Below are 21,561 nucleotides of genomic sequence, written 5' to 3'. Positions count from 1 at the left end.
CCTAAATATTAACAACAAACAGTATATGGCTGAAGTAGTTAAAATGCCTAAGATGAGCGATACCATGACCGAAGGGGTATTGGCAAAATGGCATAAAAAAGTTGGCGACACGGTGAAATCGGGCGATGTATTGGCCGAGATAGAAACCGATAAAGCCACGATGGATTTTGAATCGTATCAGGATGGCACCTTGCTTTACATAGGCGTGCAGGAAGGTAATGCTGTACCTGTTGATGCCATCATCGCAGTATTAGGTAAAAATGGCGAAGATTATAAAGCGTTATTAGAGGGCAATGCTGCACCAGCCGCTGAAACAAAAGCACCGGAAGCAGCACCTGCCGAAGATAAAAAACCAGTCGCACCTGTCGAAGCAAAACCAAAGGTTGATTTGGCCAGCATACCGGCCGCTGTAATACGCATGCCCTTGCTTAGTGATACCATGACCGAAGGCACCATTGAAAAATGGAACTTTAAAGTTGGCGATACAGTAAAGGCGGATGACTCTTTAGCCGACGTGGCAACCGACAAGGCTACCATGGAAGTTGTGGGTTACGAAGCCGGTACTTTATTATATATAGGCGTTAAAGAAGGCGAAGCTGTTGCTGTAAATGGCATCATAGCCATTGTAGGTAAAGCCGGTACAGATATCACCCCGTTATTGGATAGTGGTAACGATGCCCCCGCTGCAGCTGCTCCGGCAGAAGCACCTGCACCTACCGCAAGCTCCGACGCTTCACCAAGCGCTACCGCAACAGGTTCTACCGAAGACGATAGCCGCGTAAAAGCATCGCCACTGGCACGCAAAATTGCAAAAGATAAAGGTATTAACCTTAATGATGTAAAAGGCAGCGCAGATGGCGGCCGCATCATCAAAAAAGATATAGAAAGCTTTACACCATCGGCTGCTAAACCAGCTACTGCCGCTACTGCTCCGGAAGCAGCTGCGCCTGCTGCATCGGCTCCGGCTACTGCACCTGCAAAAGCACCGGTAGTATTGCCAACCTACACAGGCGAAGAGAAATTTACCGAGCGTAACGTTACGCAGATGCGGAAAGCAATCAGCCGCAGGTTATCAGAAAGCTTATTCACTGCGCCGCATTTCTACGTTACCATGTCGATAGATATGGACCAGGCAATTGCGGCCCGTGGCAAAATAAACGATGTTGCGCCTGTTAAGATATCCTTCAACGATTTTGTGGTGAAAGCCGTGGCTGTTGCTTTAAAACAACATCCGGCCATCAACTCATCGTTCCTGGGCGATAAGATACGCACCAACGAGCATGTACACATTGGCGTAGCCGTAGCGGTAGACGAAGGCCTGCTGGTACCGGTTATTAAATTTGCCGATGGCAAAACGCTTAGCCACATCTCTCAGGAAGTGAAAGAGCTTGCCGGCAAAGCAAAAAACAAAAAATTGCAGCCAGCCGAAATGGAAGGTTCTACCTTTACCATATCTAACTTAGGTATGTTCGGTGTAGACGAGTTTACCGCTATCATCAACACACCGAATGCATGTATCCTTGCAGTAAGCGGCATACAAGCAGTACCTGTTGTTAAGAATGGGGCAGTAGTACCCGGCAACGTAATGAAGGTTACCCTAAGCTCAGACCACCGCGTGGTTGATGGGGCCTTAGCTGCCGCATTCCTGCAAACACTGAAACAATTACTGGAAGAGCCGGTGAGGCTTTTGATATAATTTCGGATTCGGAATTTCGATTTCGGATTTAGAAATTGAGGATAGCGACGGGTTTAGGCTCATCGCTATTTTTGTTTATACCCGGTTAGCCCAGTTCGTACAGTTTCGTACAATCTTGTACAGTTTCGTAAAACAAAAAGGCGGTTTTAAAACCCTTCGTTTTTCGGAGTGTTTTCGGTGTTTTTCTGTGGTTTTCCGAGTAAATCTTACCGGATCCTGGTTGCCCGGAAAAATGGGCGTTTGGGGCGTTCGCCTGTCGCCGAAACAAGCTTTTGGAGCCTCGATGATAACGTGGTTGGCCCGGCGGTAATTGTGTTTTTTTGTTATCTTGCTCCCATGCTCATTGTTGTTTCCGCATTCTTCATCGCCATCCTTTTATATGCCATAAAAAAGATGCGGCATAAATACAAGCCAACGCAAACTGTACTAACACCGGCACAAAAGCAAATCCTGGCAACCCATATCCAATTCTACAACCACCTAACCGACACCGATAAACTTTACTTCGAAGATAAGATAGAGCAATTCCTGGATGATGTACACATCGAAGGCGTTGGCCTGGAACTAACCGATACCGACCGTATGATGGTAGCCGCCAGCGCGGTTATCCCCATCTTCGGTTTTAAGGATTGGACCTACCGCAACGTCACCAACGTGCTTTTATATCCAGACACCTTCAACAAAGATTTTGAGTTTGAAGGCAACGAGGGAGAGGGCCGCAATATTATGGGCATGGTAGGCAGCGGCTACATGAACGGGCAAATGATACTATCCCGCGCAGCGCTAATAAAAGGCTTCTCCAAAAACTCGGGCAAAGAGAACACCGGCATCCACGAATTTGTGCACCTGTTGGATAAGGCAGATGGTGCGACCGACGGTATCCCCGAGGGCTTCCTGGAGCATGAGTACGTTGAACCCTGGGTAAAAATGATGCACCAGGAAATTCATAGGATAGAAGAGGGACATTCAGATATCAACCCATATGCTACCACCAACGAGGCGGAGTTTTTAGCGGTAGTATCTGAGTATTTCTTTACCAAGCCAGAGCAATTCCAAACCAAGCACCCGGACTTATATGACATGTTGAGCAAGGCATTCGGGCAGGATCCATCAACAAAACAAGTATGACGTTCGCCGATAAAGTAATTGAATTTAACCGCGGGTTGGAGTACACCGGCCCTCCCCTGCCCGCGGGCATCCGCATCATGAATCCCTTCCGCGAAGAGCGGGAGGTTTTCCGCATATCAGAAGAATTTTATCGCAAGTACTATTCAGATGACGCTAAACGCTACCTCATTATGGGCATCAATCCCGGCAGGTTCGGTAGTGGCTTAACCGGCATCCCTTTTACGGATCCCAAGCGGCTCGTAAGCGAGTGCCATATTGCCTACGAGGGCCGCGTAACGCACGAGCCTTCATCAGTATTCGTTTACGAGGTAATAAATGCTTACGGCGGGCCTGAAGCGTTCTACAAGGATATTTACATCAATTCTGTTTGTCCGCTTGGTTTTACCACCATAGATGCAAAAGGCAGGGAAAAGAATTACAACTATTACGACAGCCCGGCACTTACTGAGGCCGTAACGCCTTATATCACCGATAACTTCCGGAAACAAATAGCCCTGGGCATCGATACGGATCTTTGCTTTTGTTTCGGCACGGGCCAAAACGAAAAGTTTATCAAAAAAATCAACGCGCAATACGGCTTCTTTAAAGAGGTTGTCGCGCTGGAACATCCCCGGTTCATCATGCAATATAAAAGCAAATCCAAGGCTTTCTATATCGATAAATACCTGGAAGCTTTTGCGCGGATGAAGAAGTAAAGTGGCGAAAATCGCCTTGAAAAATCGGAGGAAATCGGAAAGATTTCGGGGAAAATCTTTAGGAAGCAAAAAAAGGGTAATTATATCGACAATGATTTTTTGCCTTGGGTACTATCGCCGGGATTGCGACCGTTTGCAACGGCTTTGGTGTTTAAAAAACACAATGCCATCCTAAGTAAATTTACCCTTGTGCCGGCGTGCCGACACAAGGGTAAATCGCCACAAAAAAGGTAAATCTAAATTATAATATCAACGCGATAGTTTATTTATCATCCACCACCATCGCCGTCCTCGCCAGCAACCTTGCGCTCTCTACCAAACGGATAAACTCAGCACGATAACCTTCGGCATCATTGCCACGGGCAGCTTTGGCTATGCTGATAGCTTGCGCAAAGCTTGAGTTTTGCTTGAAGTGCGAATCGCGCAGCAGCATGCCGGTTTCGGCAACGGCTGCGGCAAACCTAAAGTCTAATGTGGTTTTATCGAAATCGAGTGCTACATCGTTCACCACGGCCTGGCTAAGTTTGCTTTTGTTTGAGGTGGGTTCCTTGTAGCGGAATTTGATGGTCAGCAGTTCCTTGCTCGCAGTTGCGGGGGTATTAACCGCAGCGGGCCGCTGATACTTCAGCGGGTCTATCGATCCGCTTAGGCTATCGCTTACGCCAACGGGTATAATTTCGTAAAAGGCCGTAACGGTATGACCCGATCCCATATCTCCGGCATCCTTCTTATCATCGTTAAAATCTTGGTCGGCCAGGATGCGGTTTTCGTAGCCCAGCAAACGATAGGCTTGTACATGAGCAGGGTTAAACTCTACTTGCAGCTTTACATCCTTGGCAACAGTAAACAAAGTACCGCCAAACTCGCTGATGAGGGTTTTGCGGGCCTCGGTAATATTATCTATGTAGGCGTAGTTGCCGTTGCCTTTATCGGCAAGGGTTTCCATTTTGCTGTCTTTATAATTACCCATGCCGAAGCCCAGAACAGATAGCGAGATGCCGCTTTCGCGCTCCTTCACAATTAGTTTCTCCATATCGCTATCACTTGATGCACCCACGTTGAAATCACCGTCTGTAGCCAGTATAATGCGGTTATTGCCTTTCTTCATCAGGTTTTCGGTGGCAATTTTATAGGCCAGCCTTATACCCTCGCCGCCTGCGGTAGAGCCGCCTGCGCTTAAATTATCGATAGCATTATATATAGTAGCTTTTTTATCGCCTGGGGTAGATGGCAGCACCACGCCTGCCGCGCCTGCATACACCACCAGGGCTACCCTATCCTGCGGGCGCAGCTGATCTGCAAGCATCTTCAATGAAGATTTTACCAGCGGTAGTTTGTTCTCGTCGCTCATAGAACCCGATACGTCTATCAAAAACACCAGGTTTGATGCGGGCAGGTTATCCGTAGGGATAGTTTTCGCTTTAAGGGCGATACGCAGCAAGCGGTGTTTAGGGTTCCAGGGTGCGGATGAAAGCTCGGTATGGATGGCTACCGGCCCGCCGTCTGTTGGCCCGGCAAGGTCGTACTTAAAGTAATTGATCATTTCTTCTATACGTACGGCATCCGGCGGTGGCAGCTGGCCGCTATTGATAAACCTGCGGAAATTGCTGTACGATGCCGCATCCACATCTACCGAAAAAGTAGAAAGCGGCGTGGTTTTAGCCTTAAGGAAGGTGTTTTCTACGATACCTTTATAACTTTCGTTATTCAGCGTATCGGCAAGGGCACGGTTTCCCCTTAACTGTATTTTCAGGTTTGGGTCGATGCTTTTGTCGGTGCTCTGCACAGCCAGCCCTGCAACTTTTGCGCTTAAACCATAGGCAATTGACGAATTATTAATTTGTTTTCCGGTTACCCTTGTTGTAGCATACCCCAATTGCTTTGAAGCCCTCTTTACGCCTAAGGAGCCGGAAACAACTACTTCGCTTATGCTGGTATAATTGGTCTCCAGTGCCACATTGATGGTATCGCTTTGCCCTATACTCACTTCCTTTGTATTATAACCCAAAAAGCTTACTACCAGTGTCTTGGCCGATTCTGGAATTTTCAGCGTGTATTTGCCCGTAATAGTAGTTTGCGTGCCTATACTTGTACCTTTTACTTTCACTGTTGCTCCGGGGATGGGCAGCCCATCCTCTGTGGCCACTATGGTACCGGTAATCGTGCGCGTTTCTATCCGCCTGAAGCCTATGAGCCCAACGGCCATTACTAAAATGAGTATTACAATCTTTTTCATCATCTGTTGGTTTTGCAGGTAGGATGCCGCCGAAAGCAAATTTCCATAAGCCATAAAAAAAATTTATTTTGTGGCTTTTAATGAGCTTCTTCAAAAAACCAGTTAGGCCCGATGATACCGCAGATGAAGAGCTGGTTGCCAGCTATCGCGTAAACGCCGATATAAGCGTACTGGGGAAGTTATATGAAAGGCACATGCCACTGGTTTTTGGCCTTTGCCTTAAATACCTTAAGGACGAAGAACTTGCCCGCGATGCCGTGATGGCGATATTTGAAGAACTGGTGGTAAAGGTAAAGCAGCACGAGGTAAAACAGTTTCGCAGCTGGCTGTATGTGCTTAGCCGTAACCATTGTTTGATGCAATTACGCAACGATAAAAAATTACCTACCGTTGGGCTGGATGAGTTTATGGAATTTAATCCGGTTTTGCATCCTGAAGATAATAGTACCGATAAAGAGGCCGCGCTACAGGCTTTGGAGCGATGCATGGATAAATTGATGCCCGCACAAAAACAAAGCGTACGCTTATTTTATTTAGAAGAGATGTGCTATAAGGATATTGCCACGCAAACCGGCTTTACCTTAAACGAAGTAAAAAGCTATATACAAAACGGCAAACGCAACTTAAAGCTTTGCCTGGAGAAAAACGGTGGATAAGCAGCGGCCCAACATATTGCAGATACAGAAGTACCTTAAGGGGGAGCTTGATGCCAAAGCTATGCACCAACTGGAACGCGAAGCCCAGCACGACCCATTTTTGATGGATGCGCTGGAGGGCTACCAAATGGCCGGCGGCAATCAGCAGGGAAATATGGATATCCTCTCCAAACGGCTTGCTCAGCGCACAGAAAAACAACCACGCCGCATTATCCCCTGGACAAGCATCTCCATCGCCGCCGGTATAGTAGGTTTTATGATTGTGGTGGGTCTGCTTTATAAAGGCAATGATGACCCAACACAACCAAAACTTGCACAGGTAACTGTAGCACCGAAATCACAAGCAGACACCACTGATACTACTACTGCCATAGGCCGACTAAAAGCAAACGATTTGGCCGAGCTGCAAGCCGATAAGAAAACGCTTTCATCTGCATTGCGCAGCCGGCCCGCTAATAAAGAGTTTATAGCCGATAGATCCGCCGCCAGCAGTGGAGGTACTTCGCTAAAGGAAGTAGTGATGTCGCCCGCGCCGGGGGTAAAAGCGGATAGCAACAGGATGCCTTTGGATGAGATGGTAATAGGGGCCATTTCTGCCCCCAAAACAGATACGGTAGATATGCCGCTTACCGTGGCTATCAAAAAAAGGCCCATATCTCAATCGTTGCCCGGCAAAGTAGATGGTGTTACCAGCGAACCCAAGAAGCCCACAAGCGCTTACGATCTTAATAAACTAAACCTGCCGCCCGGCTATTCACCAAACACCGTTGCTACTAATAACAGCCCTTTGCCTATACAAGGCATTACTGTAAAGGCCGATAATAAAGCCACAACTGCTTTAACTAACAATGCAAACGGAATATATGCGTCGCCTGCCTCCTCTCAAAACCAAACTGCAGATGTGGGGTACTCGGGTTTTGCTAACCTAAAGACTAATGCAAATGCCGACAGCGTTAACATAGCCGGACTAAATACTAAATTGCCTGCTATAAATAATGCGGCTGCTAATAATGCAGCAATTACGCGCAACACCATAGACGATGAAGACACAGACCCAACGGCCGCCCATCCCGCAACAGGTTGGATGGTATTCCGGGTGTATATCGCCAAAAACAGTTACCTGTCCGCAGGCGAGAAACCAGGCATAGTAGAAGTTAAGTTTACGGTTGCTGCTGATGGCAAACTAAGCAATATAAAAATTACCAAAAGCCTAAGCGCTATCGCCGATAAAAAGGCTATCGACCTCATCACCCATGGGCCGAAATGGAAAGGAAACGCCAATGGCAAGCCCCAGGAGGTAACTCAGCCTATTGGCTTCGTCAACAAGAAATAGCGGGTATTTGCATTCCCTTTAGCCCGGTGTTATGTTTTTTTACGATATAAAAAAAGCGATTGGCATACACCAATCGCTTTTTCATATACTCAAGATTTGACAACTCTTAGAGAGTTGTCAAATCTGATGCAATGGTTAATTCCTTGCCGGAGCCCCTGCCGGTGGTGCGGGCGGCGTTGGCAATGGCTTGCGTGGTACCATATCTTTACGCTCGCTGGTGTTGTACACAAACGATGCAATGATGGTTGCTGCCTGTTTCAGGTCGTCTTCTATCAGTCGGTCGTAGGTATCCTGGTTACTGTGGTGCGTGCGCGAGCCATAGTCTATAGCATCCTGTATAAACTGGAAGCCGGGGATGCCTACCGCATCGAAACTCTGGTGATCGGTACCGCCGGTATTGCTGATGGTAACCGTTGTTGCGCCAAGGTCTTTAAAAGGCTCCAGCCAGGTTTTAAACAAAGGGCCGGCGGCCGAATCGCCCTGTAAATAAATACCACGGATTTTGCCGGTACCGTTATCCAGGTTGTAATAAGCATCAAGCTTAGCGGCTTCGGGTTTCAACTCCATAGTCTTAGCGTCGCCAAAGTGGTTAAGCACGTAACCGCGCGAGCCGAACAGACCCTGCTCCTCGCTGCTCCATAAAGCAATACGAATGGTGCGTTTTGGTTTAAAGCCGATGGTTTTGAGGATGCGCATAGCCTCCAGCATTACGGCACTGCCTGCAGCGTTATCGGTAGCGCCGGTAGCAGCATGCCACGAATCTAAGTGACCGCCTATCATAATCACCTGCTCTTTCAGCTTTTTATCGGTACCCGGTATTTCGGCTACTACGTTATAGCCTTGCATATCGTTGGTAAAGAATTCCGTTTTGATTTCCGCTTCAAGTACTACTTTTTTGCCGGCTTTTACCAGGCGCAATATGCGTTGGAAATCTTCGCTGCTGGTTTCCAGTTCAGGAGCCACCGCTTTAGCGGTATCAGCGTAAGAGGCACCGTTGGTGGTAAATAATGTACCGTCGGTACCGCGGGCCTGGCTCAATATCAGTCCGGCTTTTTCATTCAGTAAAAAGCTGGTAATGGCCGCGCGCATAGCAATAGCTTTACGCCTGGCCACCATGGCAGGCGAATTAGGGTCGAACGCATTGTTGCGCTGACCGCGTGGCGCCATAGTTGCCTGTGCCATCTTATCCAATTCGTCGTCGGTATAGCGGGCGGCATCTGATTTAAAGGTGCGCTCGATAAGTGGCTTGGTATCAAATATTACTATTTTGCCGGCGAGGGTGCCTTTGTATTTATCAAGCTCGGCCACGCTATCAGCCTTTACCAGTACCACTTCGCCTTTTATAGGGCCGTTGGTGCCGGGTGTCCACGCTTTGGGAACGGCAATAATGGCGTGGTAATAAGGCACGGTGATGGCAGCGTAGTTCTTCTGCACTTCCCAGCCTTTACCAAATTTGCCCCATGGTTCTAATTTGGCGTTGGCCATACCCCATTCTTTCAGTTGGGCAACGGCCCAGTCCTGCGCACGCTTTAAGCCCGGTGAACCGGCCAAACGCGGCCCAGAAACGTCGGTTAGGTTGAAGGCAATATCCATCACCTTAGAGTGGTTAAGCCCCTCTTCGCGGATTTTGGCAGTGGCTGCCGCATCAACGGCATCCTGTGCTAAAGCACTAGCCGTTAAGCCTGTAAATGCGATACAGGCATAAAGTAGTTTTAATTTCATCGTAATCAGTTAATTAAGCAATAGGCAAACTTATTTAAATAAAGCGGTATAAGTTTATTGCCGATTTAACAAAGTTGTTACACTGAAATAATTAATTGAGGTATATTTGAGTAACGCCGATTTTTTACCATGCTCACCAACGCCGTCCCCATATTAGCTTCCCTCAACCAGGAAGAAACCGTAAAGTTCTACACCGAAAAACTGGGTTTCACTTTCCACTCTGCCTGGGATGGTTATTTGATATTCAGCCGTGATGGTATATTTATCCATCTGTGGCCTTGTACCGACCCGGAGATACCCAAAGCTACCGGCTGCTACATCAACGTAACCGAGGTGGATAAGCTATACGAAGAATTAGAACCGAAAGGCGTGGTACACCCCAACGGTGCGCTTACAGATATGCCATGGGGCATGCGGCAGTTCAGCATATTGGATAATGCCGGTAACATAATCCATTTTGGGGAGGATATACAGGGAGATGACGAAGATTAATTAATCAACAGCTTATAACCCCTGCCATGTACGTTGATAATTTCTACCGAGGGGTCCTCGCGCAGGTACTTGCGTATCTTGCTTAAAAACACATCCATGCTACGGCCATTGAAGTAATTATCGTCGTGCCAGATGTTCAGCAGGGCCTCCTCGCGGGTAAGCACCTCGTTTTTGCGTAGGCAGAGCAGGCGCAATAGTTCAGCTTCTTTAGTAGATAGCTTTTGCTGCGCATCGCCCCGGGCAATCATTTGCATTGAATAATCGAAGCTATAGCTGCCCAGTTTAAATTGAGAAGGGTTTTCGTCGGCCACTTTCTTTTCGGCCTTGTCTGTGCGTCTAAGCAGGGCATTTATGCGCAGCAACAGTTCCTCTATACGGAACGGTTTCGTGATATAATCGTCGCCGCCCAGATTAAAAGCCTGTGTTTTATCCTCTATCATGGCTTTAGCTGTAGCGAAGATGATAGGCACATTAGCGTTTATTTTCCTTATTTCCTTGCCCAGGGTAAAGCCGTCCTTTTTAGGCATCATCACGTCAAGTATCAGCAAATCGTATGCTTGTTTGGTAAAAGCACGCAGGCCCTCTTCGCCGTCTTTACATAAAACCACATCAAACTTGCCTTTCAGCTGCAGGTAATCCTGCAATAGCAGGCCCAGGTTTGGGTCATCCTCAACCAGTAGTATTTTTTTCATAATTTTTGGTCCGAAAGTCCGATAAGTCCGGAAGTCGGCAAGATTTTAGGTTTTACTTATGCGTCGCTTCTTCTTTCGGACTGCCGAACTGCGGACTTTCCGACTCCCAGCCGCTACGCGATGGGGAACTTCAATTCAAACTCCGAGCCCCTATCTTTTTCGCTTTTTACGCCAATGGTACCATCCAACCTTTTTATGATGGTGTTTACATAGCTAAGGCCCAGCCCAAAGCCTTTTACATCGTGCAGATTGCCGGTGGGTATGCGGTAAAACTGTTCGAAAATTTTGCTCTGCTGGTCGCGGTTCATGCCTATGCCTTTATCCGCCACCTTTATAGAAACGTAGCCATTCTTTTTTATTGTGGTGATGGTGATATCAGGTGCATCGTTGCTGTATTTTATGGCATTATCTATCAGGTTGTATATCACGTTGCTAAAATGCAGCTCATCGCCAATAATTACGGGCGCTTCATCGGTTAAGTTAAGGCTGGTTGTGGCGTTATATTTTTGCAGCTTAAGGGCCATACTATCCAACACCAGGCTTATCGTCTCGTTTACGTCTACCGGTTTCTTATCCAGCTTAAAGTCGTCCTTTTCTATGCGGGCAATGTTCAGTACGCGCTCTATATGGCTGCCCAGGCGCACGTTCTCTTCGTAAATAACGTTGGCCAGGCGGGCCACGCGGGTTTTATCTTCGGCAATCTCTTCATCTTTCAAAGCCTCGCTGGCTATCATAATGGTTGATACCGGGGTTTTGAATTCGTGGGTCATGTTGTTGATGAAATCTATCTTCATCTCTGATATCTTCTTTTGCCTGAGGATAGAAAAGATAGTGTAGCCGAAGCAAAATATCAGCACAAAGAGCAAGCCGCCTGTGGTACCCATGGTAGCCGTCATGTTCCCCAATATAAAGGAGTTCCTCTTGGGGAAAGATATCTTTATCTTCCCGGGGTCGCCAAGCACCTGGTTGCTAAAGATGGCCTTCTGGTAAGTGTTGGCTTCTATGAACTCGGGCTTTTTGCCCTCTGTATCCATTGCGCTGGAGAAGATGAGCGAATCGCTGTTGGCGGTAGCCACCTCGTAGCTATAATCCAACATGATACCGCGGTTTTGCAGCTCGAACCTTAGCAGCGAATCTATCCAGAAACCGTTGAGGCGCTTGGCCAATGGTTCGTTAGATTTTTGATACTCTTCGGCCAGGTTGGTTATGATGTTCGATTTAGTTTGGTAGCGCGGCAGGTTGGCCAGTGAGTCGGCCTCCAGCATCTTTTTTACCTGTTTGAATTCTTTGTCCTTTTGTTGGCGTTTTTGCTGTGCCACCCAAAGCGGGTTAAGACTAACGGCGGTTACCACCTGGCGGCCAAACTGCGGGTCGTTATATGTACCGCGTAGCGTATCGTATTTATATACCTTTGCTTTAAGGGGGCGGGGCGGTGTTTTTTCTATCTCGGGGATAAAGCGGCCTTGCACGTTGCCAAACTCATCTGTAAACTCTTCTATACGGATGCGAAGGTTAACGGTTCCTTGCTGGGTAAGGTTGGCGATCTCGTCGTCCGTCTTTTTGTGCATGATCATGCGCTTCAAACTATCGCGAAGCATGGCCAGTTTGCGCATGCGTTTGCTACGGCTTTTTTTTAGGCTGACCGAGTCGTCCATTCCCGATGTATTGCCGTTGATGCTTATCTCGGTAAGCTTATCGTTAACGCTCCCCTTCAGGTTGAAAGAGCGTATTTTGGTTTTTGCCGTTAAAAAAGTAATGGCATCCTGCTTGGCAACCTTGCTTACCACGCTGTTCAAGGCATCGTCTACCGTGCGGTTAAACAGGTCCGACTGCATTTGGTACGATTGGCGCAAGAAATAATATTGCATGCCCACCACGCCCAACAGCGCAAAACCCATTAAACCGATAATCAAACTGATACTCCTTTTCTTCATCGCTACAGCAAAATTATCTTAATTACGTTGATAACAACCTCATTTAACAATTTTTAACAAATGCGGCTGAGGCATTTAACATATTGATTAATAACCGTTTTATACCTTTGGCCTAATAAACTTAAATCCGCAAAAAATGAAAAAGCTTATCATACACCCCCGGCTGGAAGCAATCCTGGCGCTTAGCCTGGTAGCCATTTTTGGGCTGCCTCCATTGGTGCTGGCCCAAAACGCACCAAAAAGCATCGAAATAAAAATAACCAACGGCGATACCACCGTAAACGGCAAAGACATCAAGAAACTATCACCCGATGAGCGCAAAGATGCCCTGGGCGAGCTGGATAAGATGGGCAACCTCACCTTTAGGCATACCGACAAAGATGGCAATAGCGATATCGTTATACGCAGAGGGCCGGCCATGCGCGGCCGTAACAACAATGAGGATGTAATTATAGAGCGGCGCATAGACGGCAATATGGCCGGTATGGACAGGCCATTTGTTAATGGCAACGGCGACACCATCCGCAAGAAATTCGCCTTCCGCCTCAAGAAGGTGCCCGGCGATAGTACGTTTGCCTTTAAGTTCGACGATGAAGGCCCCGATTTCCGGTTAGATGATGGGGATGCGTTCAGCTTTAATGATATGCCCCCGATGCCGCGCAGGCCTTTCGCATTTGATGGACCGGGGCGTGGCCGCATGAGGGCGTTCGACCGGAAGAACAGCCAAATTTTCAATTACTCCAGCACCGATAATGATGGCATCAGTACCGATGTAAGCTTCCGTGTGAACGATGCTTCTAAAGAGGCTCTTAAACGGATTGCCGGGGTTGATAAAGCAGCGTTAGCTATCAACGATCTGAACCTCTCGCCCGAGTTCTCCACAGGCAAAACCAGCCTGAGTTTTAATTTAGAGGCCAAAACCAGTGCGGACGTGAAACTGACAGACAGCGAAGGCAAAGCCCTTTGGAGCGATAAGGCCACTGGCGGCACTTTCAGCAAAAAAATAAACCTGCCCCGTAATGGCATCTACTTCCTTATTGTAAAGCAAGGCGCAAAGGCGGCGGTGAAGAGGATAGTGAAGGAGTAGTTTGGTGAACGGTGAGTGGAGAATAGTGAGTGGTTGCTTCACCCTGCCGTTTAGGTCAGGTTGAAATACAAAAGGCCTTCCGGATTACCCGAAAAGCCTTTTGTATTTTATAAAAATAGCTATTCTACAACTATTTACAGTTCTTCATTCACTACTCCCTTAAAACGGCAAATCGTCGTCATCAGCGCTTGAGCTGATATCTGCTGGGGCGGCATATTGCGGTGCGGCGGCGGCAGTACCGGCTGCGCCTAATGCGTTTATCTTCCATAATTGCAGGGTGTTGAAATAAACCACCTTGCCCATTTTGTCGGTCCATTTACGGCCTTTAAGGTTAAAGAAAACCTCCACATCGTCGCCAACTTTAACGTTATCCATTAAAGCAGTACGATCTTGTATAGCCTCAAACTTCAAATACTCGGGGTATTGTGGGTTCTCGATGTATTCAAGTATCAATTCCCTCTTTTTTAACGACTCCGTAACCTGCGTGGTTGGAGATACTTCATATACTTTGCCTTTAATTTCCATAGTTCCGAAAATATTTAAAATGTAAAGTTAGCAGTAAGAAATTAAAAGCGGGGTTATTTATTCATAAATTCGCCAAATATATCATGCAAGTTTTCCACACCGAGAGTAAAATCATAATCACCTGCAACAAAAGGCTTTCGCCTTACCTGCAACAGGAGGTTGAAGCACTGGGCTTTACGCCCACCCGTGTTTTCCAAACAGGCGTTGAGTTGCTTGGTACCGTAACCGATACCATTGCCCTCAACCTTAACCTGCGCTGCGCAAGCCAGGTGCTATATCTTTTAAAAAGCTTCACCGCCGAAAACCCTACCCAGCTTTACGAAGAGCTGGTGCAGATAGAGTGGGAAAAGCTGATTGATTTTTCCGGTTACTTTTCGGTTACATCCAACGTAAATAACGAGCATATCCTTACCCCGCTCTTCGCCAACGTAAAAGTGAAGGATGCCATTGTAGACCGCATAAAGGCGCAGAAAGGCATCCGCCCCAATAGTGGTGCCGATGCCAATAAAACCGTTGTAAGCCTGTATTGGCAGGAGGATAAAGCCGATATCTATCTGGATACATCGGGCGAAACACTGGCCAAGCACAGTTACCGTAAAATCCCGGGCAAAGCGCCAATGCTGGAAGCTCTGGCCACATCAACCATCATGGCTACCAAATGGGATATGAAAAGCACTTTTATCAACCCCATGTGCGGATCCGGCACGTTGGCCATAGAGGCCGCTTTGCTGGCTACTGATAAACACCCTGGCCTCTTCCGCATGAATTATGGCTTTATGCATATTATGGGTTACGACGAGCAGGTGTTTTTTGTGGAGCGCCGCAAGCTAAAGGATAAAGCGAAAAAAGCCTTAGGCTTTAAAATTATAGCTACCGATATATCTGACGATGCAGTAGATATTGCGCGCAAAAACGCAAACACAGCGGGCGTAGAACATTTGATCGAGTTTAACGTTTGTGACTTTGCGGATACGGAAGTACCTGCCGAGCCGGGTATAGTGATGTTTAACCCAGAGTATGGCGAGCGCCTTGGTGTGCATACCAAGCTGGAAATAACTTACGCCCGCATTGGCGATTACCTTAAAAAACAATGCGGAGGCTACCGTGGCTACGTTTTTACCGGCAACCCCGATCTGGCCAAAAAAATTGGCCTGCGCGCAGCCCGCAAAATTGAGTTTTACAACGGCAAACTTGATTGCCGCTTATTTGAATACGAGCTGTACGAAGGCAGCAAACGCGAACCTAAAACAGATTAAATGAAGAAGTTATTAATTATTGCCCTGTTAGTATCGTCGGCCTTTTATTGCAAGGCGCAGGAAGACCTGGCGTTTCCTTTTCAGGGGGGTGGCCAAATCATGAACCGTTTTTTTAAAGATAGCCTGCACGTGAGTAAAGACATCGTTGATAAAAAAGCAACCGGCATGGCGGTGTTCAAGTTCACGGCGGATATCAACGGCAATATCCAGAAAATAGTTATCTACTACGCCGATGATTACCTGCTTACACTGCCTATGATAGATGCGCTTAAAAAATCTAACAGGAAGTGGATTATTCCTAACAAAGAGAAATTCCATGATTTTATTATCCCATTCTCTATCGGCTACAACAACCCATCCTCGGGCCAGGCCGAGGTGCAACGTGCAGCTTATGAATTTTATAAGCAGCGCAAGCCTATCGTAGCACATGACCAGATACCGCTTAACGCCGCTACGCTATTGCCAACCGTGGTGGTGAAATACGATTTGTAAGGGACCGAACCCGAATAAACAATAAACGCCATGCCTGTTATACAAGCGTGGCGTTTATTGTTTATAGCTAATTTGCAGGAAGCTTACGCCTCTACCGTAAACTTTTCGCCAATCTGCTGCCTCCACATGGCGTAGTACAGGCCTTTTTGGTCTATCAAATCGTGGTGCTTGCCCGATTCGATGATGTAACCTTTCTCCAGCACGAATATCCTGTCGGCATGCATAATGGTAGATAGGCGATGCGCTATCAGGATGGTGATATGATCGTTAAGCACCGATACATCGCGGATGGTATCGGTTATCTCTTCTTCGGTAATAGAATCGAGTGAGGAGGTAGCTTCGTCGAACACTAAAATATCCGGCCTGCGTAATAAGGCACGCGCTATCGAAAGCCGCTGCTTTTCGCCGCCCGATACCTTTACGCCACCCTCGCCAATCACCGTATCCAGTCCTTTATCAGCACGGGCCAGCAGGGTTTGGCAAGCCGCACGCTGCAATACGTTCATACATTCCTCATCGGTAGCACCGGGGCGCACAAACAGAAGGTTCTCGCGGATGGTGCCCGAAAACAGCTGCGTATCCTGCGTTACGAAGCCTATCTTCTCGCGCAGTTGGTCCAGGTCAATATCCTTACTCAGGATACTGTTGTAAAGGATATCGCCTTCCAATGGCTGGTATAGGCCCACCAGGAGTTTCACTAAAGTAGTTTTGCCCGATCCTGATGGCCCCACGAAGGCAATGGTTTGCCCACTGCTGGTTTCAAAGCTAATATTATTTAAAGCATTGCGGTTGGCGGTTAAATGCTTAAAGGTAACTTTGCTAAAAGTGAGGGTGTCAACTTTTTCTAACAGCACCGGTTTTTCTGGTTTCTTATCAATTGGCGTGTTCAGGATGTTTTCGAAATTCCCCAGCGATATCTGCGATTCGCGCCACGATTGAATAACGTTGCCTAACTCCTGTAAAGGATTAAACAGGAAGAACGAGTAAAAAAGGAATTTTAGATATTCGCCGGGCGTAAGTTCGTTTTTAAATATCAACACCAATAACACTAATACCATAGCGCTACGCACCAAATTTACTACGGTGCCCTGTATAAAACTCATGCTCCGCACAAATTTCACCTTACGTAGTTCCAGATCCAGGATTTTATAGGTGGTTTTATTAAGCCTTTCTATCTCCTGTTTGGCTAAGCCTAAACTTTTCACCAGTTCGATATTCCTGAGCGACTCGGTAGTTGAACCGGCCAGTGCAGTAGTTTCCGCAACTATCTTCCTCTGGATAGATTTGATACGCTTACTCAGCGTCATGCTCACAAAAGTGATGATAGGGATGGCACAAAAATAAACCAGGGTTACCTGGTAATTTACTTTTAGCGAATAAACGATAACGAAGATCATCCCCACTAAACTCACAAACAGTACGCTAATAAACGAGGTAATGAACTTTTCACTATCGGTACGTACCTTTTGCAAAATGCCTAACGTTTCGCCGCTGCGCTGGTCCTCAAATACCTGGTAGGGTAGTTCCAGAGAGTGTCTTAACCCATCGGCGTACATCTCCGCCCCGGTTTTTTGAACGATGATGTTGGTAAAGTAGTCCTGAAAGTTTTTCGCGATCCGCGATACCATAGCAGCGCCAATAGCCAGCCCAACAAGGCTCAGCGAGCCATAAAGCCGGTACTCAAAGCTACGGGCTATATTATCTTTAGGTATGATGTACTTGTCCATAATAGTACCGGTAATCATGGGATCAAGTAGCGAAAAGCCAATATTTAAACCTGCAAGGACTAGTGCGAGCACAACCGTCCAGCGGTGTTTTGATAAGTAAGAGATTAATATTTTCATGTTGTGCTACAAAACTAAAAAAAGCGAATGGCTAAGAAGCTCATCTCCTTTAATTTGACACTATGGTTAAGGTTAGCGATTTTTTGCAATCACGGAGAGCACGGAGAACAACACAGAGAGACACAGAGCTATGCAAACGAATTAAGTTAGAGACCAAGTCCGCCCGCATTTACATTTTAACCATCGGCCTGTTAATCCTAAGAATTCGTAAAATTCGGTTCAATCCGACAAATTCGTGTCAATAAAAAAGGGAATAACCTCTCCGGCCATTCCCTTTCCCTTAAAACAGTTTAAGTGATTTTTAAACCGTCATGATATCTTTTTCTTTAGCTTCTGAAAGCTGATCTACTTTTATGATGTAGGTATCGGTAAGTTTCTGCACTTCGGCTTCTCCAACTTTTATCTCGTCTTCAGATACACCTTCAGTTTTCAGTTTCTTTATCTTCTCGTTAGCATCCTTGCGTATGTTGCGCACGGCTACTTTACCGGTTTCGGCTTCGCCCTTTGCTTTTTTAACCAAATCGCGACGGCGTTCTTCGGTAAGCGGTGGTACGTTTATGCGGATGATGATGCCATCATTCTGCGGGTTAACGCCCAGGTTGGCTTCTTTAATGGCTTTCTCTATCAGCGGCAACAGGTTTTTCTCCCATGGCTGCACAATTATGGTACGGGCATCCGGCGTGTTTACGCTGCCTACCTGGCTAAGAGGTGTGGGCGTTCCGTAGTAATCAACGTGGATATCATCCAACATGCTTGGGTTGGCTTTGCCTGCGCGGATTTTCAATAATTCGCTATCTGTGTGCGCAATTGCTTTTTCCATCAAAGCTTTTGCATCAGCTACTTGTTTTTTAATGAGTTCGCTCATCGGTTTATATTTTCGACAAAAATAATAAAAACTATCAAAGCCCCTAATCAGCTTTCACCCAACAACGCATTTTGTAGCGGTAAATTGCGCAAGCGTTCCTGCGCGCGGCAATTTAACTGCCGTTCTGTTTTTGCGACACCAGTTTTTCTACCGGGTAGCCCATGTCTTTACACTTAGCAAGCAGCGCATCATAGGTTCTTTGTCGATGCCGGGCTTGCGGCTCATAATGAAGAGGAAATTATGGTCGGGATGGCCCACAACCATGTAAGCGTAATCATCGCCTAGGGCAATTATTCAGTAATCAACCTTAAAGGGCCACAAAAATTGACCTTTCCTACAGGCAAACCGCTTAAGGTCTACAAGTTCAACAGGCTTGTGGGGTACGCCTTGAACGCAGTGAGTATAAAAGCTCGATGGTTAAAATCGTTCTCATACCACGATGAACGAAGCGCGCGTATTTACGGTTTTTTAAAGGCAAAAGCTTACCGCAACAGGAATAGAGGAGAATACCATTCATGGCCGGTGCAGGATCGCAAATCCTAAAAGCAAGCACACAAGAAATCACGCCACCAAAGTATATGAAAGCGTGCAATTGAAAAACAATAGCAAAGCACCGGTTGAAACGGTGCTTTGCCAAAGCCTTAAAGAGTTACCAACGGCTACCGCCGCCGCCGCCTCTGCTATCTTTTGAGTAGCCGCCGCCACCGCCGCTGCCACCTCTGCTGTCTCTTGAGTAGCCGCCGCCACCGCCGCCACGGTTACCACCGCCGCCGCCGTAACCACCACCGCCGCCACCGCTTCTGCGATCGCCCGGTTTTTTGTCCTCAGCCTGGCTAACCGCAATATTGCGGCCGGCAACCTGAGACCCATTAAGGCCAGATATTGCTTTTTGAGCAGCCTCATCGTCAGACATTTCAACAAACCCGAATCCTTTGCTACGGCCGGATTCTCTGTCAATAATAATTTTAACGGTGGTTACTTCACCATAAGCTTCAAAAAGCTCTTTTAAATCTGCTTCCTCTAATGAGTACGGAAGGCTTCCTACGAATATGTTCATCAAAAAATTAGTTTAGTATGAGCAGTTTTTGTCCTGTCATTGTATTTGTTTACACCAAATATAGAATAGATATTAATCACTTGTACAATAATTTATCAATCTGCCCCCTTTATTTTAAAAATAGACACATTTTGATGCATTTTTTTCAGGAAACGGCCTCAATCACGTAATTTTTCCCGTTCAGGGCGAATTCATCGCCGACACTTTTACCTTTCAACTGCAGCCCGATAGGCGATGCGGGCGACACGGCAAAATAATTCATACCGTCCAACTGCAAACTACCTGCACTTATGGCAATGTAAAACGCTCCATTATTGGTAGTTACCAAACTCCCCGCTTCTGCTGTTGCCGCTTTGCCGGCCGCACTTATTTGTTGCAGGGCCACCATTAGCTTGTTTGCCTCGTTTAGCTGGCTAAGGTTACGGTTTGTTTCTTGCTGGGCCATCTCACGCCCGGTTTCGTATTTGTCGCCTGCGCTGCTCTTGGTGTCGTTATTAGCGCTTTGCTGCGCTTCGGCTATGGCCTGCTCTGCGGCGTGCATTCGTGTGCGTACGTAGGCTATGCACAGTGCATACAGCTGCTCTTTAATATCGCTCATTTAATTATCCTCAAAAAAACGAAGATGGTAAATGTATCGCATATACAGAGCCCCTAAAAAATAAAAGCCCCGGAGCACTCGCTGCCCGGGACTTTCAACCTAAACCTTATCACAATGTAGGTGCGGGGCACCTACGAGTTGTTAAACGGAATACTTGCCCAAAATGTTGTGCAAACCACGCCCCATTTTACCTGGAAATGATAAAACGGGCAATTTTGTCGGCAAGTAAAACAATCTGCTTAAAAATATATTATTGATTTTGTCGCGTTTGCCTTTACGGCTGCGTAATAGTTTTCAAAACCAATTTAATGATGCCGCACGCAAAACAACATATCTTTAAAGGCTACACTTTTACCCTGTTACTGCTCTCGATATTATTATTGCTTATTGGGCTTTTAGCCGTTGTGCCATTTAGGTAGGCAGCAGCGAGCAAGCCTCATTTAAAGCGGCGAGCAAGCTAAAATTATGGAAAGAGGAGGACTGCGCAAGCGGCCTAAGCTACTTACTTTTTATTCTTGTCGTAAAAACCAAACACTTTCTGAAGCAATGGAGTGGTACGTGCCGATAGGTTTTGGCGGATGTTGATTTCTTCCTTAGCAATCTCCATAAATAAACCATCTATAGCCCGCTGGGTAACGTAATCGGTAATATCGGGGTTTATTTTACTTACAAAGGGCACTTTATTATAGGCCGTAGCGGCATCGCCATAGTATTTGGTAGCGCCAACCTTGTTCAGACTATTTTGTATTACCGGCCTAAAGCTTGCTGCCAGCTGCTGCGTGGTGGTGCGTTTAAAGTATTGGGTGGCTGCATCCTGGTTGCCCAACAATATATTGGTAACATCCTGAATGGTCATTTGCTTTATGGCGTTCACAAAAATGGGCTTAGCCTCTTTAGCTGCATCCTCGGCTGCGCGGTTAAGCGATAGTATTACGTTATCCGCCAGCTTACCAAGGCCTATGCTGCGCAGGGTTTTCTCGGCCTTTAAAGCCTCGGGCGGGAAGAGTATTTTGATAGCAGCATTGGCAAAAAAACCATCGGTAACCGATAACTGATCCGAGCTTTTGCCCGTACCTATCTCCAAAGCTTGCTTAAGCCCGCTGGCAATCTCCAGGGTGCTTGGGTTGCCTAATTGCTGCACGGTGCTTTGTGCTACCTGGTTAAGCGTATCGCAGCCAGAGAATAGTATAAAAAGGAACGGGGTAAACAACAGGATTTTTTTCATAGTACTTACTTGCATGCAAAAGTGCTGC

At 46.8% G+C, this 21,561-nt stretch carries 20 protein-coding genes; 9 read left to right on the top strand and 11 right to left on the bottom strand.

Going from position 1 to position 21,561, the window contains the following annotated elements; all coding sequences use genetic code 11:
- Positions 1-25 precede the first annotated feature (25 nt).
- The 3 genes from AC1DXC_RS22845 to AC1DXC_RS22835 all read left to right on the top strand — a co-directional run bounded on the left by AC1DXC_RS22845 (position 26) and on the right by AC1DXC_RS22835 (position 3,519).
- Entirely contained in the window at positions 26-1,696 is a 1,671-nt protein-coding gene (locus AC1DXC_RS22845; protein WP_477461487.1) for a dihydrolipoamide acetyltransferase family protein, read from the top strand.
- A 336-nt stretch (positions 1,697-2,032) separates the two neighbouring features.
- Positions 2,033-2,824 (top strand): M90 family metallopeptidase, encoded by a 792-nt coding sequence (locus AC1DXC_RS22840; protein ID WP_477461486.1) that lies wholly within the window; start codon positions 2,033-2,035, stop codon positions 2,822-2,824.
- Positions 2,821-3,519, top strand: coding sequence for an SMUG2 DNA glycosylase family protein (locus AC1DXC_RS22835; protein WP_477461485.1), 699 nt, complete (start codon positions 2,821-2,823; stop codon positions 3,517-3,519). Before AC1DXC_RS22840 ends, AC1DXC_RS22835 begins: the two co-directional genes overlap by 4 nt.
- A gap of 262 nt (positions 3,520-3,781) precedes the next feature.
- Here AC1DXC_RS22835 and AC1DXC_RS22830 read toward each other — a convergent pair whose 3' ends face one another.
- Positions 3,782-5,758, bottom strand: coding sequence for a YfbK domain-containing protein (locus AC1DXC_RS22830; protein ID WP_477461484.1), 1,977 nt, complete (start codon positions 5,756-5,758; stop codon positions 3,782-3,784).
- Positions 5,759-5,835: 77 nt separating this feature from the next.
- On the opposite strand from AC1DXC_RS22830, the gene AC1DXC_RS22825 reads away from it, so the two are divergent.
- On the top strand, positions 5,836-6,411 hold the full coding sequence (locus AC1DXC_RS22825) for an RNA polymerase sigma factor (protein WP_477461483.1): 576 nt from the start codon (positions 5,836-5,838) through the stop codon (positions 6,409-6,411).
- Entirely contained in the window at positions 6,404-7,744 is a 1,341-nt protein-coding gene (locus tag AC1DXC_RS22820) for an energy transducer TonB (RefSeq protein ID WP_477461482.1), read from the top strand. Before AC1DXC_RS22825 ends, AC1DXC_RS22820 begins: the two co-directional genes overlap by 8 nt.
- Before the next feature lie 135 nt (positions 7,745-7,879).
- On the opposite strand, the gene AC1DXC_RS22815 is transcribed toward AC1DXC_RS22820, so the two are convergent.
- On the bottom strand, positions 7,880-9,466 hold the full coding sequence (locus AC1DXC_RS22815) for a M28 family metallopeptidase (RefSeq protein WP_477461481.1): 1,587 nt from the start codon (positions 9,464-9,466) through the stop codon (positions 7,880-7,882).
- Between the two features lie 129 nt (positions 9,467-9,595).
- On the opposite strand from AC1DXC_RS22815, the gene AC1DXC_RS22810 reads away from it, so the two are divergent.
- Positions 9,596-9,958, top strand: coding sequence for a bleomycin resistance protein (locus AC1DXC_RS22810; RefSeq protein WP_477461480.1), 363 nt, complete (start codon positions 9,596-9,598; stop codon positions 9,956-9,958).
- Here the strand turns inward: AC1DXC_RS22810 and AC1DXC_RS22805 are convergent.
- Both AC1DXC_RS22805 and AC1DXC_RS22800 read right to left on the bottom strand, forming a co-directional pair.
- Entirely contained in the window at positions 9,955-10,650 is a 696-nt protein-coding gene (locus tag AC1DXC_RS22805; RefSeq protein ID WP_477461479.1) for a response regulator transcription factor, read from the bottom strand. The two genes, AC1DXC_RS22810 and AC1DXC_RS22805, sit on opposite strands and share 4 nt — an antisense overlap.
- A 113-nt stretch (positions 10,651-10,763) precedes the next feature.
- The gene (locus AC1DXC_RS22800) at positions 10,764-12,584 is read right to left on the bottom strand and encodes a sensor histidine kinase (protein ID WP_477461478.1); all 1,821 of its coding nucleotides are present in this window, start codon (positions 12,582-12,584) and stop codon (positions 10,764-10,766) included.
- Positions 12,585-12,720: 136 nt separating this feature from the next.
- Here AC1DXC_RS22800 and AC1DXC_RS22795 point away from each other — a divergent pair, with 136 nt between their 5' ends.
- Complete coding sequence (locus tag AC1DXC_RS22795; RefSeq protein WP_477461477.1) at positions 12,721-13,671, top strand: T9SS type A sorting domain-containing protein; 951 nt, start codon at positions 12,721-12,723, stop codon at positions 13,669-13,671.
- 159 nt (positions 13,672-13,830) lie between these two features.
- Here AC1DXC_RS22795 and AC1DXC_RS22790 read toward each other — a convergent pair whose 3' ends face one another.
- Positions 13,831-14,196 carry a DUF3127 domain-containing protein gene (locus tag AC1DXC_RS22790; protein ID WP_133236248.1) on the bottom strand — a complete coding sequence of 122 codons (366 nt, stop codon included), beginning with the start codon at positions 14,194-14,196 and terminating at the stop codon, positions 13,831-13,833.
- An 83-nt stretch (positions 14,197-14,279) separates the two neighbouring features.
- On the opposite strand from AC1DXC_RS22790, the gene AC1DXC_RS22785 reads away from it, so the two are divergent.
- Both AC1DXC_RS22785 and AC1DXC_RS22780 read left to right on the top strand, forming a co-directional pair.
- Positions 14,280-15,452 (top strand): THUMP domain-containing class I SAM-dependent RNA methyltransferase, encoded by a 1,173-nt coding sequence (locus AC1DXC_RS22785; protein ID WP_477461476.1) that lies wholly within the window; start codon positions 14,280-14,282, stop codon positions 15,450-15,452.
- Positions 15,453-15,944 (top strand): hypothetical protein, encoded by a 492-nt coding sequence (locus AC1DXC_RS22780; RefSeq protein ID WP_477461475.1) that lies wholly within the window; start codon positions 15,453-15,455, stop codon positions 15,942-15,944.
- Between the two features lie 83 nt (positions 15,945-16,027).
- Here AC1DXC_RS22780 and AC1DXC_RS22775 read toward each other — a convergent pair whose 3' ends face one another.
- The 6 genes from AC1DXC_RS22775 to AC1DXC_RS22750 all read right to left on the bottom strand — a co-directional run bounded on the left by AC1DXC_RS22775 (position 16,028) and on the right by AC1DXC_RS22750 (position 21,533).
- Positions 16,028-17,788, bottom strand: coding sequence for an ABC transporter ATP-binding protein (locus AC1DXC_RS22775; RefSeq protein ID WP_477461474.1), 1,761 nt, complete (start codon positions 17,786-17,788; stop codon positions 16,028-16,030).
- Between the two features lie 301 nt (positions 17,789-18,089).
- On the bottom strand, positions 18,090-18,653 hold the full coding sequence (gene frr, locus AC1DXC_RS22770; RefSeq protein ID WP_477461473.1) for a ribosome recycling factor: 564 nt from the start codon (positions 18,651-18,653) through the stop codon (positions 18,090-18,092).
- A 147-nt stretch (positions 18,654-18,800) separates the two neighbouring features.
- Positions 18,801-18,944 carry a lipocalin family protein gene (locus AC1DXC_RS22765; RefSeq protein WP_477461561.1) on the bottom strand — a complete coding sequence of 48 codons (144 nt, stop codon included), beginning with the start codon at positions 18,942-18,944 and terminating at the stop codon, positions 18,801-18,803.
- Between the two features lie 358 nt (positions 18,945-19,302).
- Complete coding sequence (locus AC1DXC_RS22760) at positions 19,303-19,710, bottom strand: RNA recognition motif domain-containing protein (RefSeq protein WP_477461472.1); 408 nt, start codon at positions 19,708-19,710, stop codon at positions 19,303-19,305.
- A gap of 145 nt (positions 19,711-19,855) precedes the next feature.
- Complete coding sequence (locus AC1DXC_RS22755; protein WP_477461471.1) at positions 19,856-20,308, bottom strand: 3-oxoacyl-ACP synthase; 453 nt, start codon at positions 20,306-20,308, stop codon at positions 19,856-19,858.
- Positions 20,309-20,810: 502 nt separating this feature from the next.
- Positions 20,811-21,533, bottom strand: coding sequence for a DUF4197 domain-containing protein (locus tag AC1DXC_RS22750; protein ID WP_477461470.1), 723 nt, complete (start codon positions 21,531-21,533; stop codon positions 20,811-20,813).
- Positions 21,534-21,561: the final 28 nt, after the last annotated feature.

It is taken from the genome of Mucilaginibacter sp. P2_D11, assembly GCF_056404435.1.
The sequence above is the reverse complement of the archived record's forward strand: the minus strand, read 5'-3'. Positions and strand labels throughout refer to the sequence as shown.